This is a genomic window from Chelativorans sp. YIM 93263, assembly GCF_028767125.1.
Lineage (GTDB): Bacteria > Pseudomonadota > Alphaproteobacteria > Rhizobiales > Rhizobiaceae > Chelativorans.
The window spans coordinates 548,855-567,567 of sequence record NZ_JAKCWP010000001.1 but is presented as its reverse complement, the minus strand read 5'-3'; the positions used below and the strand labels follow the sequence as shown (position 1 = coordinate 567,567).

Genomic DNA, 18,713 nt, shown 5'->3' with positions numbered 1-18,713 from the left:
TGTGAGCGGCCACGCGCTTTTTTCCGCAGCAAAGGCTGCCATGGCCCGTTCCTATGCGCCGTATTCGCGCTTTCCGGTCGGTGCGGCGGTGCGCACCGATGACGGCGCCGTTCACGCCGGCTGCAATATCGAGAACGCGTCCTACCCTGAGGGTTGGTGCGCCGAGACAACTGCGCTCGGCCATATGATCATGGCCGGCGGTGGGCGCGTGACGGAGATTGCCGTAGTCGCCGAGAAAATGCCGAAAATCATGCCCTGCGGCGGCTGCCGGCAACGGCTTTCCGAGTTCGTGACTGCGGATGCGAAGCTGCATTTGTGTGACGTCGACGGCGTGGTGGAGACCGTGCCGTTCACCGCAATCTTCCCGAGCGCATTCGATATGGAGCCCGGCGCATGAGCAAAGCCGCGCAGATTCTGAAAGAACGTCTTGGTGAGTTTGTGCCGCGCGTGGCGCTGACGCTCGGCTCCGGACTGGGCGATCTTGTCGAGCGCGTGGAAGACGCCGTGCGCATTCCCTACAGCGAACTGCCCGGTTTTCCGCAAAGCGGCGTTTCCGGCCATGCAGGAGAACTGGTCGCCGGCCGGTTTGCGGGAACGCCGATCGTCATGCTTGCCGGCCGTGCACATTATTACGAGCATGGAGATCCCGCCGCCATGCGCCCGGCGCTGGAGGCGCTTTCGGCCATCGGGGTGAACACGCTTTTGCTGACCAACGCCGCCGGCTCGCTCAAGCCGGAAATGCCGCCCGGCGCGGTTATGCTGATCGAGGATCACATCAATTTTTCCGGCACCAATCCCCTGATCGGAGAGCCAACCGATCGGCGTTTCGTCGGAATGAGTGAAGCCTACGATCCGGAGCTACGGGAGGGAATCAAGCGGGCGGCGGGAAAAGCAGGGGTGACGATCGATCGCGGGGTCTACATGTGGCTTTCCGGCCCCACCTTCGAGACACCGGCGGAGATCCGCATGGCGCGTATTCTGGGCGGGGATGTCGTTGGCATGTCGACCGTTCCGGAAGTCATCATTGCGCGCTTTCTGGGGATGCGTGTTGCCGCCTGCTCGGTCGTCACCAATCTCGCGGCCGGCATGGCCGCGGGCGAGCTCTCCCACCAGGAAACTAAGGACATGGCGCCCGTCGGGGGAGAGAAGTTGGCGAGAATTCTCGAGCAGTTCCTGGGCGCCGATACGGGTTTTAATGCATGACACTTCCCCAAGAGATCATTCGCAAGAAGCGCGATGGCGAAAGCCTGTCCGCAGAAGAAATCGCCGAGTTTGCCAGCGGCCTTTCAACCGGCACATGGAGCGAAGGACAGATCGCGTCGCTTGCCATGGCCATTTTTCTCAACGGAATGGCGCGCGAGGAGACGGTGCCGCTGACCCTTGCCATGCGCGATTCCGGTGCGGTGCTCGACTGGTCTTCCCTGCCCGGCCCCGTAACGGACAAGCACTCCACGGGCGGCGTGGGGGACAACGTTTCGCTCATGCTGGCGCCGATCGTGGCCGCCTGTGGCGCTTATGTGCCGATGATTTCCGGACGTGGACTGGGCCACACCGGCGGCACGCTGGACAAGATGGATTCCATTTCGGGCTATATAAGCCAGCCGTCCGAAGCCGCGTTCGAGAAGGCGGTGCGGGCGGCCGGTTGCGCCATCATCGGCCAGACGGCAGACTTGGCACCAGCCGATCGGCGCTTTTATTCGGTGCGGGACGTGACGGCTACAGTCGAATCAATTCCGTTGATCACTGCTTCGATCCTCTCGAAGAAGCTGGCTGCCGGCCTGCAGTCTCTGGTGCTCGACGTAAAAAGCGGAAATGGCGCCTTCATGGCCCGGCATGAGGATGCACGCGCCCTGGCCCAAAGCCTTGTCGAGGTCGCCGAAGGTGCAGGGCTTTCGACCAGCGCCCTATTGACCGATATGAACGAGCCACTTGCCACCTCGGCCGGCAACGCCGTCGAAGTGAAGAACGCCGTGGATTTCCTGACGGGCAAGGCGCGCGATGGTCGGCTTGAACAGGTCGTCCTCGCTCTTGCCGGGCAGATGCTGCTCGCTGCAAGCCTTGCATCGGACGGCGAGGAAGCGGACGAACAAGTGCGCAAAGCCCTTGCGAAGGGTGACGCGGCCGAGCGATTCGGCCAGATGGTGGCCGCGCTCGGCGGGCCGGTCGATTTTGTCGAGAGATCGGATGATTATCTGCCACGAGCGCCCGAACGTATTGCCGTGAAGGCCACGCGCGATGGGTTCGTGACGGGGGTCGAGACCCGTACGCTCGGTCTGGCCGTGGTCGAATTGGGCGGTGGAAGGCGCAAGCCGGAGGATACGGTCGATCACGCCGTGGGTCTTACAGACACCCTTCCTATCGGGAGCGAGGTACGTAAGGGCGATCCGCTGGCGATCATCCACGCCCACACCTCAATAGCCGCCGAGCAGGCGGCAAAAATGGTTCGTGCGGCCTTTAGGCTCTCAGAAGAACGCCCGGCGACACGCCCGCCCGTTCTGGAGGCGATTACGCGCTGATTTTCACGCGCGTCAGCTTACTTCGTTCCGTACATGCGATCGCCGGCGTCCCCCAACCCTGGAACGATGTAGCCCTTCTCGTTCAGGCGTTCATCGATGGACGCCGTGAAGACCGGGACGTCGGGATGGGCGTTGCGGAAACTTTCAATGCCCTCGGGCGCGGCCAGGAGGCAGAGAAAGCGCAGATTTGTGGCACCGCGCGCTTTGAGCTTTTCCACGGCGGCGATCGCGGAATTGGCCGTGGCCAGCATTGGATCGACCACAATTACCAATCGGTTCGCAAGATCGCTCGGCGCCTTGAAGAAATATTCCACCGCCTCCAACGTTTTATGGTCGCGATAGAGGCCCACATGCGCGACACGGGCGGCGGGCACCAGGTCGAGCATACCGTCCAGCAGGCCGTTGCCGGCGCGCAGCACCGAGGCGAAGACCAGTTTCTTGCCCTCCAGAGTCGGCGCTTTCATTTTCGTCATGGGTGTTTCGATGGTGCGCGACGTCAATTCCAGGTCACGCGTGACCTCGTAGCAAAGCAAGAGGGATATTTCGCGCAGCAGCCGGCGAAAGCTCGCCGTCGAAGTTTCCTTATCGCGCATGATGGTGAGTTTGTGCTGGACCAGCGGGTGGTCGACAACGGTCACGCCCTGCATATGCCTACTCCAAAAACCATTTCTCCCGTGACCATAGCGGTGAGCGGCATGACAGCCTACTACCCCGTCGCACCTCGGCCACAGCTTTATGGGCATCCAGACGCTTATCCGCCTATAAGGCGGGCATACAGGGCACGGCGCGTGCTGTCGTCCACGAAGGCAGCATCAATGGCGGTCCGCGTGACTTCCGTCAGGTCAGCTTCGTCGAGGCCGAAATGCACCTCGGCCACGCTGTATTCCTTGGCAAGACTCGTGTGGAAATGCGGCGGATCGTCGGAGTTCAGTGTCAGCCGGCATCCCGCGGCATGGAGTTGTGGAAAGGGATGAGCCGAAAAATCGGAAAAAACGCCAAGAACCACATTGGAGACCGGACAGACCTCCAGCACTATGCCCTCATCGGCGATGCGGCGCACGAGGTCCGGCTTCTCCACCGCACGCACTCCGTGGCCAAGGCGTGCGGGGCGGATATCATCTAGCGTGGCCTCGACACTTTCAGCGCCTCCGAACTCGCCGGCATGCATGGTAATGCCTAGCTCGGCTTCTCGGGCGATTGCGAACGCGCGGACAAAGTCGCGCGGATGCCCAACGCGCTCGTCGCCTGCCACGCCAAAGCCGGTGACCAGCGGCTGCCCGCAGGTAGCGGCGAAAAAGGCTGCCTTTTCGACCGCCTCGGGACCGAAATGGCGCACACCGGTAACGACCATGCGCGCCTCGATGCCGGTCTTCTCCTTCGCGCGGATGATTCCTTCGCCCAGTCCCCGCGTATAGGCCTCAGGCGAAAGGCCGGCGCGTTCTGCGTGATCCGGCGAGGTGAAGAATTCAGCGTAAATGGCGCCGTCGGCCGCCAGCCCTGTCAGATAGGCCTCGGCAAGCAGGGCATAGTCTTCTTCCGTACGAAAGAGCCCGGCCGCATGATCGTAGGCTTTCAGAAAGCTCGTGAAATCGTTCCAGTGGTAGGCGCCGTCCTGAATGAATGTGGAGACGTCTGCGCCATACTTTTTTGCCTGACTTTCAACGAGCGCCGCGGGCGCAGCCCCTTCGATATGGCAATGCAATTCGGCCTTGAGCACCATAAGGTCCGGTCCCACTCACGTTTGAGTCAGACCGTATCACAAACATCGCTCCACGCCGCAGCCTTGCGAAGCACCTGCAAAAAGCGTTCCCCAGCTTCTTCGAGCGGACCGGAATTATCGATGACGATTGCATCGGCGACGGTCAGTTCCCGGGCCGAAGCGCGTGAGAGCCGCGCAAGCACCTCCTCGCGCGTCTCACGCCCGCGCCCGGCCAATCGCTCTGCCAGCACCTCCCGCGGTGCCGTCACGATGATCGGCATGACCTGAGCATAGCGCGCGCGAATCTCGGGAACGACGGCTCGCGAGACATTCGCAACGACGACCCCGCCCGCGCGCATCACGTCATCGAGACTGGCAGGCAACGCGTAAGACAATCCATTGGCCTTCCAGGCGAGGGCAAAACGACCGGCCGCTTCTTCCCGCGCAAAGGCTGCATGGTCCAGTGTGTCATGCTCCTCGCTCCCGGGTTCCATGGGGCGCGTGATGATGCGCCGCGCAAAGACGACATCCGTGTGCAGCGCACCGAGCCGCTCGCGCGCATAATCCATCACGGAGTCCTTTCCGGCGCCCGATGGGCCGGCGACGACGACAAAAACCCCCTGTCTGATGGGAAAAGGCTCTTCGGCCTGCGCGCGTTCGATCGTTGCCGAAATCATCACGCGACGCGGCGTCCTTCCCGCCAGACCGTGCGCACCACGGGAATATGGTCATCAAGGCGCACCCGCACGAGATCGGCGCGCCTGCCGACTTCGATCAGACCGCGATCCTGCAGCCCGACGGCCTCGGCCGGGTTCTTTGAAACTTTCGCAACGGCCTGCGGAAGAGTGATTCCGTCGACCACGTCACCCAGAAAAAAGGCGGCCTGAACCAGGCTGAAGGGAATGTAGTCGGAGGAAAGAATGTCCAGATTCCCGGCTTCTGCAAGTTCGCGCGCTGAAACATTGCCGGAATGTGAGCCACCGCGCACCACGTTTGGCGCGCCCATAAGCACCGACATGCCAGCCGTTTTGGAGGCCTGTGCGGCGGTTGCGGTGGTGGGGAATTCGGCCACGCGCACACCATCGGCCGCTGCCTCGTCGACGTGTTCGGCAGTCGCGTCGTCGTGGCTTGCCAGAATAATGTCTTTCTCCCGGCAAGTGTCGGATATGGTGCGGCGATTTGGCGAGGAATTGCGCGCCGACTCGGCCATGCGCCGTTCGCAGAAGTCCCGGAAGTCGCTCTCCGACATCTTCAGCTTACTGCGGTAGTAGGTTTCGTATGTCGCCAAATCCGTAAACTGGCGCTGACCCGGAGAGTGATCCATCAGAGAAGCAAGCTTCACATGCGGATCGCCCTCGAAGAGCTTGAAGCCGTCCAGGCAGTCCGGCGCGGAGACCTCGCAACGCAGATGCAGGAAATGATCGGCGCGCAGCCTGTCGGCGGCAACGCTCTCCTCGATAGCGTCGGCCAGGCGGCGCATATCTTCGGCCTCAACATCGGCATCCTCGTCCAGCCCAATGCGGAGCGCGTCGAAAACGGTCGTGATCCCCGAGGCGGCGATCTGCGCATCGTGGGCGAGCACTGCGGCAACCGGGTTCCAGCGCACCTTGGGACGCGGCGCATAGTGCCGCTCCAGATGATCCGTATGAAGCTCGACAAGACCCGGGATGAGGAAATCGCCTTCCATATCCTTGCCGTTCCCCCTGGAACCGCTGGAGATATCGGCAATCCGGCCGTCGCGAACGGCAACACTGCCTTCGATGATCTCGTCGGCGAGTACGATACGGGCGTTGTTAAGGATCATTTCATGCGTCATTCAAGCAGTCTTTCTCTCCCTCGCTTCACCCATGGTGTGGAAGGATCTTACATGGAACGGAGCGCCAGCCTCCGATTCGGCAAACAGGGCGAGCGCACTCACTTCCAGCGGCTCCAGGAGCAGCGGACCGAAAAACGAATCGATCGCCATCTCCATCCGGGCCGCTTCCTCGGTCGGCACCCGTCCGGTCAGTGTCATATGAAACCGGAACTCATCGAAGACGTAAGGATATCCCCATTTGTGGAGATTCTTTAGCTGTGCCGGGCTCAGGTTGTCCGGATTGCGGCGCTCCACTTCTTCCGGCGTCAGCGGTGCGCGGAACGGCTCGAAGGCGGTTGCGACGTCGGCAGCCAATGCATCCAGCTCCGGCGATGGTCCGGCGGGCACGAGCGCGAAGAAACCGCCGAGCCGTGCCAGCTCGATTCGCTCGACCGTGAAGGGCTCTCGCGCAGCGGTAAACTGCGACAGCGCGTTGATCAGATCGCCCTCGGTCTTGCCATCCGCAAGACGGAAAGGTGCCTTCAGCGTCGCATGAAAGCCGTAGCGCCGTGGTGCGGCCGTATGGAAAGCGATCTCGGCGGCGGAAAACGAGCCGACGGCGCGCGGTGCCGGAGCTTCATCGCCGAACGCGCTGCGGCCAAGCCAGCGCTCGGCCACTTGGGCCAGCGGGTCGTTTCTCTCAGGTGTGTAGTATATCGCGTATCGCATGGTCGGTCCTCGCAGATCGCGATGCAATAAATGATTTGCATGACAGATTAACGAAGCCCGGCCGGAAAATTGGGCGACGTCGCGTAAGTTGATATTCTCATCCATTGCGGCGGATCGATCAATGCGTATTTTCAAGTTACGTTCCGATCAGCCTCCGGCGCAGCGCACTGGATATGTTATCGAAGACAAAGACCACAAGCAGAATGAGCAGCACCATGTAAGCTACGTTTTCCCAGTCGGAATTGGTGCGCATGGCTTCCCACAGCTTGAGGCCAATGCCGCCTGCCCCGACTGCGCCGATTATCGTGGCGGAACGGGTGTTCGATTCCCAGAAATAGAGCGATTGGCTGAGGAATACAGGCAGCACCTGGGGCAGAACACCGTAACGCTGAACCGAAGCCGGCGCGGCACCGACGGAACGCACACCTTCGCGCTGCTTGTCGTCGATATTCTCCAGCGCCTCGGAATAGAGCTTTCCGAACGTGCCGGTATCAGTGAAGAAGATCGCCGAAATTCCTGCAAGCGGCCCGGGTCCGAAGGCGCGGGTGAAGAAGAGCGCCCAGATCAGCATGTCGACCGAACGCAGGAAGTCGAAGAAGCGTTTGAGCATAAAGTTGCCGATACGGCTGGGATAGATGTTGCGGGCAGCGGCGAATGCAAGCGGGAAGGCGAGAAGCGTGGCCAGAACCGTTCCGACGAACGCCATGACGATTGTCTGCAGAAGCTTCAGCCAGACATCGCCATGCTGCCAGTCGGCGTTGTTGACGAAATTGTCCCAGGCGAGCGCCGCGTTGGATCTGCCGGGTTGCAGCGGCTCTCCGAACAGGACGAGATAGGCGACGTCGCCGGCAGACCGATCGAAGAAGGGCGAGCGCGTGTCGAAGAAGAAGTTTTCCCAGCCGAGAAAGCGGCGGCGGATCTTCACCTCGTCGTCCTCGATTTCCGCTCGGCCGGCGAACCCGAATTGGACTAACACCTTCGCCCCGGGCTCCCTCTGTGATGCCCAGTCCGGCAGCGGGCCGCGCGGCTCGACGCGCTCGCCTTGGACGATGTCGAGGATCAGGGTTTCGTCACCGCGGGACACTTCGACCCGCCCGGGGAATACATCCACCCGCTTTCCGGCACCGATACTGACGCTTGCTTCGATGACTGCCTCTTCGCGGCGCACCCCGACGCTCTGATCGACTTCCGGCAGATCCGCGCTTGAGGGGCCGCTTTCCATCGGCCCGAGTAAGCCGCCGCTCGTATCGGACTCATTTCCTCCCGAAAGGCCGCCGAGAAACCCGCCTGACGTGGAGGAAGAGGGGGAAGCAGCGCCGGCCGGGCTTTCGGTTTCGATCTCGACCGTGGCCCTTTTTTCGGTGAGCCAGTCGGGCGCAGGGTTATCTCCGAGAGGGGAGAAACGAGGAAAGCTGATTTCCAGATGGTTCTGCCGATACTCGATATCCGGCCGGATTTCGTAGGAAATCCAATCGGCCATATAGGTTCCTGCTATACCCCAATTGCCGTTGGCGAAGACCTGGCCGATGGAAAAAAACCACCAGGCGAATACGAAGTAAAGCACAATGCCGCCGGTAATCAGCCATACGACGAGGCGTTTTCTCGGCGATCGCTCGAAAACGTCCGGGTGGCGCGCTGCCAATGCGTCCGCTTCGTGTGCATCGAGCACGGTCATGTCAGCCTCCGGGCGCGGTTTGGAAGGCCTGCTTTCCGACGAGGCGGTGGCGCAGCCAGGCAGAGAATTGGTCGACGGCGACGATGGTGCAGAAGAGCAGGAGGACGATTGCCAGGGTCTTGGCTTCGTGACCTTGGCTGATCGACAAACGTAATACCTCGCCAATACCGCCGCCGCCGACCGCGCCGATGATCGTGGATGCCCGGACATTGATCTCCAGGCGCAAAAGCGCATAGCTGAGAAAGTTCGGCAGAACCTGAGGGACGATGCCGAACCACACACGCTCGACCCAGGTTGCGCCGACCGCACGCAGCCCTTCTTCCGCCCGCATGTCGGCGTTTTCCACCACCTCGAAGAACATCTTGCCCAGCGCCCCGATGGTATGAATGGCAACCGCCATGATGGCGGGAACGGCCCCGAGCGACAGGATCGCGAGAAAGAAGCCGGCGATGACGATTTCCGGAAAGGCGCGTAGTACTTCCATGAAGCGGCGCACGAAGAAGCGTAGCCAGCGGCGCGTCGTCAGGTTCGAAGCGGCCAGGAAACTAAGCACAAACCCAAGGCCGAAGCCGATGAAGGTGGCGACGAGGGCAATGTTTATCGTCTCCAGCATCTTATAGAAATATTCCGGCATGTAGAGGCTCTGGGTCAGATAGACCCGGCCGTCCGGATAATTGTATTTCAAACTGCCGTCGTCATAGGGCGACGGAAGATCGAAGAGCGCGCGCCAGATCTCCATGCCGTCGCGTGGAATGAGCTGGCCGATGAAATCGAATACATAGGGCAGGCGATCAAAGAACTTGCCGGCGTTCGATTCATTGGCGAACCATAGCGACCCGCCCATGGCCAGCACCATGAAGAGAATGCCGCCGATTGTGTAGAGGCGGCGGCGGGCAGCCAGGGCCTGCCAGTGCGCCTCGATGGTCTGGCCGGCGGCCGATAGCACCGTGCCGGGACTTGTTACACTCATGGTGGAGAACCGTTCTGCACGCGTGGATGCGCCGCCAGGAGATCCGGCGGCGCATCGTGAGAGCTGCTGATCAGGATCCGATCTGGTTGCGGCGGGCGTTGATGATCGGCTCGTAGAACTCCGAGGTCACCTCGACATAACCCGTGTAGTCACCGCCCTGGATGGCGGAAAAGCACTCGGGATCGTTCTCCGGCATATCCATCATGAACTGCTTGAAAGCCTGTTTCATCGCGTCGTCCATGGTGCTGCGTACGACCACGGGACCATTCGGGATGAGTGGCGATTTCCAGACTTCCACGAGTTCATCCATATCGAGAATGCCCTTCTCGACCATCTTGTGCAGGTTGCCCGAGCTGTAGCCCTCGGAGAAATCGCCGACGCCGGAGCCCCAGGTGGTGCCGGCATCGAACGTGCCCTTCACCACTTCCAGGACGAGGTTTTCATGGCCGCCGCCGAAGCCTGTCTCGGCGAAGTAATCCTCGACCGGCGCGCCCAGATCGTTGGGAAGGCTTACGACAGGAACGAGATATCCGGAGGTGGAATCGGGATCGGCGAAACCGAGTTTCTTTCCTTTCAGGTCCTCGAGAGTGCGGATGCCGGAGTCCTCTCGCGCCACCATGATCGAATGATATCCGCTGGAACCATCGAGCTGCACGGTTGTCAGGATCGGCTCGACCGCGTTCGGGTCCTCCAGGTAAACCTTGGCATAGCCGGAGGCGCCAAGCTCGGCATAATCCAGCGTGCCGCCAAGCAGACCTTGGACCACGCCGTCATAGTCAGCGGCCGGGAAGAGCGAAACTTTCTCAACTCCGAGGGCTTCGGGAATCTTATCGACCATGCACTGGAAGTTGCGCATTCTGTCAGACTCGTTTTCACCGCCCAGGATGCCGATGCGGAACTCCTTGAGGTCTTCGGCATGGGCGCTGCCTGCCAAAATCGCGCCGAGCGCCACGGCGCCGGTGAGCACTTTTTTCAACATTACCGTCTCTCCTGTTTGTGCCGGCTGCGCCGGCTGTTTCATTCAACTTGATGGATTCGGGCTGGGACCGCAGCGCCACTCAGCCCGCGAGTGCCGGCTCCAGCTGTGGCTTCCCGGCGTGAGAACTGGCCGGCGTATGGATGCTCGTGGAGGTGATCGCCTCGGGAATTACGTCCTGCGAGCCACCTTCGCCGCCGTAGATCGTCCGGACGGCTTCGCTTGTCAGCTCTTCGGGAACGCCGTTGAAGACCACTGCGCCCTTGGCCATCCCAATGACGCGCGAGCAATAGTGCCGCGCCGTGTCCAGCGTGTGCAGATTGGTGATGACGGTTATTCCCTCGCGGGCGTTGATGTCGGCAAGGGAGTCCATGACGACCTTGGCGTTAAGCGGATCGAGCGAGGCAATCGGCTCATCCGCCAGGATCATCTTGGGCTCCTGCATAAGCGCGCGGGCGATGGCCACACGCTGCTGCTGGCCGCCGGAGAGCGTGCCGGCGCGCTGCAAGGCCGTTTGAGCAATGTCGAGCCGCTCCAGAGCGGCGATTGCCTGCAGGCGCTCCTCGCGCGAATAGATGTTAAGGAGATTGACGGCCGTGGAACGGTGATTGAGCCTGCCCAGCAACACATTGGTCAGCACGTCCAGGCGCGGCACCAGATTGAACTGCTGGAAGATCATGGCACAATCGCGCTGCCACCGGCGCAAGGCTGCGCCCTTCAGGGCCGAGACTTCGACACCGTTGAAGGATATGACACCTTCACTCGGATCAATCAGGCGATTGATCATACGAAGCAGGGTCGACTTGCCGGCGCCGGAGCGGCCGATGACGCCAACCATCTCACCTTCGCGGATTTCAACCTCGACCCCGTTGACGGCAACAGTCGAGCCGAAGCGGCGCGTGACGCGGCTAATCTTCAGCATGGTATCTCCCCAGTCGGGACTTCGCGTCCTTGTTGGGGAGAGGGACTAACGCCTCCCAATGAAGCTGGAGTGTCAGCTAAATTTCAGTTTTATTACAGTTCACAGTTCCACGATTAGAAGACGACACCCGGCAGCCACGTTGCCACGGTCGGAGCAAGCCAGATAACGGCCATACCCGCAATCTGCAGCAGGATGTACGGGATGACTCCACGATAGATCTGGCCGGTGGTTATCTCCTTCGGCGCGGCGGAACGCAGGTAAAATAGGGAAAAGCCAAAAGGTGGCGTCAGGAACGATGTCTGGAGATTGATGGCGATCAGAACGGCCAGCCAGAGCGGGTCATGCCCCATCAGGATGAGAATGGGTGCGACGAGCGGCAGAATGATCACCGAAATTTCGACGAAGTCCAGGAAGAAGCCCAAAATGAAGATCAGCGCCATGACGAAAATGAGCGCGCCTTGAGGGCCGCCCGGCATTGCGGTCAAAATTTCCTCCACGCGTGCGTCGCCGCCCAGTCCGCGGAAAACGAGAGAGAAGACGGAAGCGGTCAGTATCGTGGCGAAAATCATCGCGGTGACGGTCATGGTCGACGTGACGATCGGCGCCAGAATGGCCCGTCTCTGGGCACGCCAGATGGACTGTAGGAGCGCGGCAATGCCAAGCAATACCAGGACGGTCATAAGGGCGCCCAACGCCCAATCTGCCGCCCCCGTGTCGCTACGCTGGAGACGCACCGGAACAGCACCTGCCAGGACCGCCACGAGTCCGAACGCCACGGCCCCGGCAATGATAAGATTTGCCCTGGATTCGGAGCGTGCTCCAGCCAGAAGCAAGGCGCCCACGGCACCGACACTCGCAGCCTCGCTAGGAGTCGCGACACCGCCCAGAATGGAGCCGAGCACCGCTACGATCAGGAGCACCGGCGGCACCACGGCCCGCATCACCTCACCTGTCGAGGGCAGGTCGCTGAGCCGCGACAAGGCCGGCGCTGAAGCCGGAAACAGTGTTGCTCGGACCAGGAGGTAGACGATGTAAATCGCCATCAGCATCAGCCCCGGGAAAAGGGCGGCGGCAAACACCTGCCCCACCGATATCGTTTCGATGGTGAACTTGCCCTGTTCATACTGGGCCTGCTGATAGGCATTCGACATGACATCCGCCAGAATAATCAGCAGTGTCGAAGGTGGAATGATCTGCCCGAGTGTTCCGGCAGTGCACACCGTGCCAGCGGAAAGTTTGGGGTCGTAGCCGTTGCGTACCATGGTGGGCAGGGCAATCAGCCCCATGGCAACGACCGTAGCGCCGACAATGCCGGTGGAGGCGGCCAGAAGCGCGCCGACAACGACAACCGACACGCCGAGCCCGCCGCGGATAGGGCCGAAAAGGCGCCCCATCGTTTCCAGAAGCTCTTCGGCGATTCGGCTTTTTTCCAGCACAACGCCCATGAAGACGAACAACGGGATCGCGATCAGCACATCGTTGGTAAGCAGTCCGAAGACACGCTGTCCGAGGGCGCCCAGAAGCGCCGGCTCGAATTGACCAACCAGCCAGCCGACCAGCGCGAAAATAGTGGCCGTTCCCGCCAACATGAAGGAAACGGGATAGCCTGACAGGATGGCCGCAATCAGGGCGGCAAACATCAATAGGTCGAGCGGCAGGTTCATGCGCGGAGCGTCCTGTCGCGGTAAAGAGCGATGTCGCGCAGGAGGCAGGCGAGGCCCTGGACAATGAGTAGGGCACAGAAAGCGGGGATCAGCGACTTGAGCAGAAACGATGCTGGAATGCCGCCGACGGAAATAGCCCCTTCCATCACGCTCCAGGAATTGCGCACCGATGGCCAGGAGAACCAGGCAATCATAATCATCGAAGGCAGCAGAAAAAGAGCCGCGCCCACAACGTTCAGCAGTGCCTGCCGGCGCTCCGACAGCGCTCCGTAGAAAATGTCGACGCGAACGTGTCCGTCCACCAGGAGCGTATAGCCTGCCCCTAGCATGAAAAGCGCAGAGTGGATGTAGAGGACGCTCTCGCTGAGAAAGATGAAGCTGATGCCGTAGACATAGCGCAGGACGACCGTGCCGAACTGAACGAGCACCATCAGCAACGCCAACCACCGCACGAACGCACCCACCGCACGGTTCACCTGATCAAGTCTCGACGCAATGCGCTGCATCACCTGCCAATCCCTAGAGCACGGCCTGCCCGTTCGTTGCTATCGGTTTTGCACCCAAGGACAAGGGAACCTTCCCGCCAGGGCGGCGGGAAGGTACTCGCTCAGTCGCCGGGCCCGATCACCCGCCGTAATTGTAGTCCAGTGCGCGGGCGTTCATCTGACCATTGTCCGCATAGACCATGTATTCGGCGATGCTTTCGCGATACTCAAGGAAGCTTTCGACGATGCGCTGCACCAGTTCGTCATCGTCCTCGCGCAGCTCGGCAATGACTTCGCCGGCGGCGTTGCCCATGGCCACTGTCACATCTTCGGGAAGCTGTCTCACCTGCACGTCCTGCTCGGCGACAAGCTGCTGAAGCGCCTGGGCATGTTTGGTGGAATATTCCGTCCAGACGGGATTATAGAGAGACTGGCAGGCATAGGCGACGGCCTGCTGCAGATCTTCCGGCAGGTCTTCATAGGCTTGCATGTTAACGGCGCATTCCTCGGCAGAGGACGGCTCGCCTACACCGGGCCAGTAGTAATTCTTGGCGACTTGGTAGAAGCCGAGCGCTGAATCCGTCCATGGGCCGATGAACTCGCCGGCGTCCAGTGCACCGGACTGCAGCGCCTGGAACATGTCGCCACCGCCCATGGCCTGCACGGCCATGCCTAGCTTGGAGCACATCTCCGAGGCCAGACCCGTGGTGCGGAAGCGCAGGCCCCTGAGATCGTCCACCGAGTTGATCTCCTCGCGGAACCAGCCCTGCCACTGCGGCCCCGAATTGCCGCATAGGAAGGGCTTCAGCCCGAAGCGGGCATACATCTCGTCGTAAAGCTCCTGACCGCCCGCGTGAATCAGCCAGCCGAGCTGCTCATCCGCCCGCAGGCCGAAGGGCTGTGAGCCGAACAGAAGTATGCCGCGCGATTTCGACCCCCAGTAGGACGGAACCGCATGATAGAGCTCTGCCGTGCCCTCCGAAACCGCGTCGAACACGCCGTTGCCCGGAACCAGTTCACCGGCGGCGTAAAGCTCGACCTCGATCCGTCCGCCCGAAAGCGCTGTGATGCGGTCGGCGAGCATCTGCGCCGCAACGCCGGGACCGGGCAAGTTCTTCGGCCACGCCGTGACCATTTTCCACCGGCGCACGTCCTGCGCGATGGCCGGCGCGGCCAGTCCGGTGGCAACGCCGGCGACACCGGCAGTTTTCAAGAAATCGCGTCTTTTCATGTCGTTCCCCTTCTTTTCTTCCAGCTAGTTTCCGAGAATCGCGGGCAGGCGCAATCCTTTTTTCTTGGCCCAGTCGAGAGCTTCTTCATAGCCAGCGTCTGCATGGCGCATGACGCCGGTTGCCGGGTCATTCCAAAGGACCCGCTCAAGACGCTTCGCCGCCGCCTCCGTTCCGTCGGCGCAGATGACGACCCCGGCGTGCTGGGAAAAGCCCATGCCAACCCCGCCGCCATGGTGCAGCGAAACCCAGGTGGCGCCAGAGGCGGTGTTCAGGAGCGCATTCAAGAGCGGCCAGTCGGAAACAGCATCCGACCCGTCCTTCATGGCTTCCGTTTCGCGATTAGGCGAGGCGACCGAACCGGAATCCAGATGGTCGCGGCCGATGACGACCGGCGCTTTCAATTCGCCATTGGCGACCATCTCGTTGAAGGCCATGCCGAGGCGGTGCCTGTCGCCGAGACCAACCCAGCAGATGCGCGCCGGCAGCCCCTGAAACGAGATGCGCTCGCGCGCCATGTCGAGCCAGCGGTGCAGGTGCTCGTTGTCGGGCAGAAGCTCCTTCACCTTCTCATCGGTGCGATAGATGTCCTCAGGGTCGCCGGAAAGGGCAGCCCAACGGAAGGGACCGACCCCGCGGCAAAAGAGCGGGCGGATATAGGCCGGCACGAATCCCGGGAAAGCGAAGGCGTTTTCAAGTCCCTCTTCCTTGGCAACCTGACGGATATTGTTGCCGTAGTCGACCGTCGGCACGCCGTCATTCCAGAAGGCGACCATGGCTTCCACATGTTCGCGCATGGAGGCGCGGGCGGCCTTCTCCACCGCCTGCGGATCGCTCTCGCGCTTCTCCCGCCATTCGGCCACCGACCAGCCCTTGGGCAGATAGCCATTCACCGGATCGTGGGCGGAAGTCTGGTCCGTCACGATGTCGGGCTTCACGCCGCGCCGGCGCATCTCCGGCACGATCTCCGCCGCATTTCCGAGAAGGCCGACGGATTTCGCCTCTCCGGCCTCGGTCCAGCGTTCGATCATGGCGAGCGCTTCATCAAGACTGGTCGCTTTCTCATCGAGATAGCGGGTGCGCAGGCGGAAATCGATGCGGCTCTCATCACATTCGATGGCGAGGCAACAGGCGCCGGCCAGGTTTGCGGCCAGCGGCTGCGCGCCGCCCATGCCGCCCAGCCCGGCGGTCAAAATCCAGCGGCCCTTGAGATCGCCATCGTAATGCTGGCGTCCGGCCTCGGCGAAGGTCTCGTAAGTGCCCTGCACGATGCCTTGCGAACCGATATAGATCCACGAGCCTGCGGTCATCTGCCCGTACATCATCAGTCCGGCGCGATCGAGCTTGTTGAAATGCTCCCAATTGGCCCAGTGCGGCACGAGATTGGAGTTGGCGATCAGGACGCGGGGGGCATCGGCATGTGTACGGAAAACACCGACGGGCTTTCCGGACTGGACGAGCAGCGTTTCGTCCTCCTCCAGCGTTTTGAGCGTCGCGACGATGCGGTCGAAGTCGTCCCAGGTGCGGGCGGCACGCCCAATGCCACCATAGACCACGAGCTCGTTCGGGTTCTCCGCGACTTCCGCGTCCAGATTGTTCATCAGCATGCGGAGCGGCGCTTCGGTCAGCCAGCTCTTGGCGTTCAGCTCTGTGCCGTGCGGCGCTTTCACTTCGCGGATGTTATGGCGCGGATTGGTCATTCCTTCTCCCCTTTCATGGAAAGCGCGATCTCTTCGAGCCGCTCCAGTATGGCCCGCAGATGCACCCTCAGGCGCTCGGCCTTCGCCGCGTCATAGGCGAAAGGCAGGGCTTCGCTCTCGAGATGCGTTGCCTGCGCAAGCTCCATCTGGATGGCGTGGACGCCTTCATCCGGGCGGCCATAGTGCCGGGTCGTCCAGCCGCCGCGGAAGCGGCCGTTGACAACGCTCGTATAACCTTCCGCAGCCGCGCAGATCCCGGCTATTGCCTGCTCGACATCCGGGACGCAGGTGCGGCCATTGTCCGTACCAATATTGAAGTCGGGCAGCCGCCCTTCGAACAGGAACGGGCAATGGGAGCGGATGGAGTGGCAGTCATAGAGCACGACCACGCCATGCAGCGCATTCACGCGCTCAATCTCCGCCGCCAAAGCCTCGTGATAGGGTCGGTGGAAGGCCGCAATCCGCTTGGCGACATCGCGGTCATCCGGTCCCGCACCGTCCCTCCAGAGCGGCTGGTTGTCGAAATCGGTGGTGGGCACGAGACCGGTCGTGTTCTGGCCGGGATAAAGACTCCTACCGGAAGGATCTCGGTTGGCGTCGATTACGTATCGATGAAAGGTGGCGCGCACCGTCGTCGCGTTCGGTAGCAGGTGTTGGTAGAGTTCGTGAACATGCCAATCCGTGTCGCGCAGCTTACAGGCCTCATCGTTCAGCCGCGCGGCTATCTCGTCGGGAACATACGTGCCCGTGTGCGGCAGGCCGAGAATGACGGGCGACGTGCCCTGTACGACTTCGACTGGATTCACTGTCCGCTCCTTAGTTCCGGCAGGATTCCGCTCGCAACGGATGCATTTAGCCGGCCCGAACGCACCAATTCGGTGGAAGCTTCCAGATCGTCCGCCATGTAGCGGTCGACCTCCAACTCCGGCACCGCCGCGCGGATCGCCGCATGAGCTTTCTGAAGCTCATCGCTGGTCTTCAACGGTGCGCGCAGATCGATCCCCTGCGCCGCCGTCAACGCCTCGATGCCGATAATACCGAAGAGATTTTCCGTCATGGCAAGAAGCCGCCGCGCTCCGTGGCAGGCCATGGAAACATGGTCTTCCTGATTGGCCGACGTCGGTGTGGAATCGACGGATGCCGGATGCGCCATCTGCTTGTTTTCGGACATGAGCGCGGCAGAGGTCACCTCGGCGATCATCAGCCCGGAATTGATGCCCGGCTTCTTCGCGAGAAACGCCGGCAGGCCGAAGGAGAGCGCCGGATCGACCAAAAGTGCAATCCGCCTTTGCGCAATCGCGCCGATCTCGCACACCGCAAGGGCGATCTGGTCGGCCGCAAGCGCGACCGGCTCAGCATGGAAATTGCCGCCCGAGACCACCTGCCCGTCGGACAGGATGAGCGGATTGTCCGTCACGGCATTGGCCTCAATTTCCAGCGTGCGCGCGGCCTGGCGCAGAATGTCGAGACAGGCGCCATCCACCTGGGGCTGGCAGCGAATGCAATAGGGGTCCTGAACGCGCTCGTCACCCTCGCGATGGCTTTCGCGAATCTGCGAGCCGTCAAGCAGCTTCCAGAGTGCGGCTGCCGTGTCGATCTGTCCTTGGTGACCCCGCAGCGTGTGGATTTCAGGATGAAAGGGCGCGGAGGATCCCATCGCCGCATCGGTCGATAGCGCACCGGTGATGACTGCAGAGCGCGCGGCGCGATGGGTGCGAAACAGACCGGCGAGTGCCAAGGCAGTCGAGACCTGCGTGCCGTTGATGAGCGCCAGCCCCTCCTTCGCTTGAAGGACCACCGGCTGGAGACCAGCCCGTCGCAGGGCATCATTAGCCGGCAATATTTCGCCGGCTAATGATGCTTCACCTTCCCCGATCATCGCCGCGGCCATGTGGGCAAGCGGCGCAAGATCACCGGACGCGCCGACGGAGCCCTTTTCCGGAATGACGGGGGTCACGCCCTTCTCAAGCATTCCCTCCAGCAGACGAATGACATCCAACCGCACACCGGAGGCCCCGCGCCCCAGCGACATCAGCTTCAAGGCCATCACGAGCCGCACGACGCCCTCATTGAGCGGCTCGCCCATGCCGCAGCAATGGGAGAGAATAAGGTTGCGCTGCAGCGCGGTCACGTCGTCGGCGGGAATGCGCACATTGGCAAGCTTGCCGAAACCGGTATTGACGCCATAAAGCGCGGTCTCCCCGCCGGCAATCTCCTGTATGCGCCTGGCGGAAGCCTCGATGGCCGAATGGCATGAAGGGTCGAGACGGACTGCCTCCTTCTCGCGCCAGATTCGCTCCAGCGTGTGGATTGGGACTGATCCGGGCATGAGGGTGAGTGTCATCGCGCTGCC

18 protein-coding genes are annotated in these 18,713 nt (G+C 61.7%); 3 read left to right on the top strand and 15 right to left on the bottom strand.

Features of this window, described 5'->3' with window-relative positions; all coding sequences use genetic code 11:
* The first annotated feature begins 1 nt into the window (after position 1).
* Genes LY631_RS02775 through deoA form a run of 3 tightly spaced genes read left to right on the top strand, consistent with a single transcriptional unit; the run spans position 2 to position 2,516 of the window.
* Complete coding sequence (locus LY631_RS02775) at positions 2 to 397, top strand: cytidine deaminase (RefSeq protein WP_274423580.1); 396 nt, start codon at positions 2 to 4, stop codon at positions 395 to 397.
* The gene (locus LY631_RS02770) at positions 394 to 1,203 is read left to right on the top strand and encodes a purine-nucleoside phosphorylase (protein ID WP_274423579.1); all 810 of its coding nucleotides are present in this window, start codon (positions 394 to 396) and stop codon (positions 1,201 to 1,203) included. The genes LY631_RS02775 and LY631_RS02770 overlap by 4 nt, the downstream gene beginning before the upstream one ends.
* Positions 1,200 to 2,516 carry a thymidine phosphorylase gene (gene deoA, locus LY631_RS02765; protein WP_274423578.1) on the top strand — a complete coding sequence of 439 codons (1,317 nt, stop codon included), beginning with the start codon at positions 1,200 to 1,202 and terminating at the stop codon, positions 2,514 to 2,516. The genes LY631_RS02770 and deoA overlap by 4 nt, the downstream gene beginning before the upstream one ends.
* 17 nt (positions 2,517 to 2,533) lie before the next feature.
* Here the strand turns inward: deoA and upp are convergent, their stop codons facing one another.
* From upp to hutH, 15 genes are all read right to left on the bottom strand, one after another.
* Positions 2,534 to 3,163, bottom strand: a complete 630-nt coding sequence (gene upp / locus LY631_RS02760; RefSeq protein ID WP_274423577.1) for a uracil phosphoribosyltransferase — start codon at positions 3,161 to 3,163, stop codon at positions 2,534 to 2,536.
* 104 nt (positions 3,164 to 3,267) lie between these two features.
* Complete coding sequence (locus LY631_RS02755; RefSeq protein ID WP_274423576.1) at positions 3,268 to 4,236, bottom strand: adenosine deaminase; 969 nt, start codon at positions 4,234 to 4,236, stop codon at positions 3,268 to 3,270.
* A gap of 26 nt (positions 4,237 to 4,262) precedes the next feature.
* The gene (gene phnN, locus LY631_RS02750) at positions 4,263 to 4,892 is read right to left on the bottom strand and encodes a phosphonate metabolism protein/1,5-bisphosphokinase (PRPP-forming) PhnN (RefSeq protein WP_274423884.1); all 630 of its coding nucleotides are present in this window, start codon (positions 4,890 to 4,892) and stop codon (positions 4,263 to 4,265) included.
* A complete protein-coding gene (locus LY631_RS02745) occupies positions 4,892 to 6,031 on the bottom strand; it encodes an alpha-D-ribose 1-methylphosphonate 5-triphosphate diphosphatase (protein ID WP_274423575.1) in 1,140 nt (379 codons plus the stop codon). Before LY631_RS02745 ends, phnN begins: the two co-directional genes overlap by 1 nt.
* Positions 6,032 to 6,739 carry a DUF1045 domain-containing protein gene (locus LY631_RS02740; RefSeq protein WP_274423574.1) on the bottom strand — a complete coding sequence of 236 codons (708 nt, stop codon included), beginning with the start codon at positions 6,737 to 6,739 and terminating at the stop codon, positions 6,032 to 6,034.
* A 136-nt stretch (positions 6,740 to 6,875) separates the two neighbouring features.
* Entirely contained in the window at positions 6,876 to 8,414 is a 1,539-nt protein-coding gene (gene phnE, locus LY631_RS02735; protein ID WP_274423573.1) for a phosphonate ABC transporter, permease protein PhnE, read from the bottom strand.
* A 1-nt stretch (position 8,415) separates the two neighbouring features.
* Positions 8,416 to 9,384 carry a phosphonate ABC transporter, permease protein PhnE gene (gene phnE / locus LY631_RS02730; protein WP_274423572.1) on the bottom strand — a complete coding sequence of 323 codons (969 nt, stop codon included), beginning with the start codon at positions 9,382 to 9,384 and terminating at the stop codon, positions 8,416 to 8,418.
* Positions 9,385 to 9,454: 70 nt separating this feature from the next.
* Positions 9,455 to 10,363 carry a phosphonate ABC transporter substrate-binding protein gene (gene phnD / locus LY631_RS02725; protein WP_274423571.1) on the bottom strand — a complete coding sequence of 303 codons (909 nt, stop codon included), beginning with the start codon at positions 10,361 to 10,363 and terminating at the stop codon, positions 9,455 to 9,457.
* A 79-nt stretch (positions 10,364 to 10,442) separates the two neighbouring features.
* Positions 10,443 to 11,282 (bottom strand): phosphonate ABC transporter ATP-binding protein, encoded by an 840-nt coding sequence (phnC, locus tag LY631_RS02720; RefSeq protein WP_274423570.1) that lies wholly within the window; start codon positions 11,280 to 11,282, stop codon positions 10,443 to 10,445.
* 113 nt (positions 11,283 to 11,395) lie between these two features.
* The gene (locus LY631_RS02715) at positions 11,396 to 12,946 is read right to left on the bottom strand and encodes a TRAP transporter large permease (RefSeq protein WP_274423569.1); all 1,551 of its coding nucleotides are present in this window, start codon (positions 12,944 to 12,946) and stop codon (positions 11,396 to 11,398) included.
* Complete coding sequence (locus LY631_RS02710; protein ID WP_274423568.1) at positions 12,943 to 13,452, bottom strand: TRAP transporter small permease subunit; 510 nt, start codon at positions 13,450 to 13,452, stop codon at positions 12,943 to 12,945. Before LY631_RS02710 ends, LY631_RS02715 begins: the two co-directional genes overlap by 4 nt.
* Positions 13,453 to 13,570: 118 nt before the next feature.
* A complete protein-coding gene (locus LY631_RS02705) occupies positions 13,571 to 14,662 on the bottom strand; it encodes a TRAP transporter substrate-binding protein (RefSeq protein WP_274423567.1) in 1,092 nt (363 codons plus the stop codon).
* Between the two features lie 24 nt (positions 14,663 to 14,686).
* Positions 14,687 to 16,360, bottom strand: coding sequence for a urocanate hydratase (gene hutU, locus LY631_RS02700; RefSeq protein WP_274423566.1), 1,674 nt, complete (start codon positions 16,358 to 16,360; stop codon positions 14,687 to 14,689).
* Positions 16,357 to 17,166, bottom strand: coding sequence for an N-formylglutamate deformylase (hutG, locus tag LY631_RS02695; protein WP_274423565.1), 810 nt, complete (start codon positions 17,164 to 17,166; stop codon positions 16,357 to 16,359). The genes hutU and hutG overlap by 4 nt, the downstream gene beginning before the upstream one ends.
* Positions 17,163 to 18,704, bottom strand: a complete 1,542-nt coding sequence (gene hutH, locus LY631_RS02690; RefSeq protein ID WP_274423564.1) for a histidine ammonia-lyase — start codon at positions 18,702 to 18,704, stop codon at positions 17,163 to 17,165. Before hutH ends, hutG begins: the two co-directional genes overlap by 4 nt.
* Between the last annotated feature and the right edge of the window lie 9 nt (positions 18,705 to 18,713).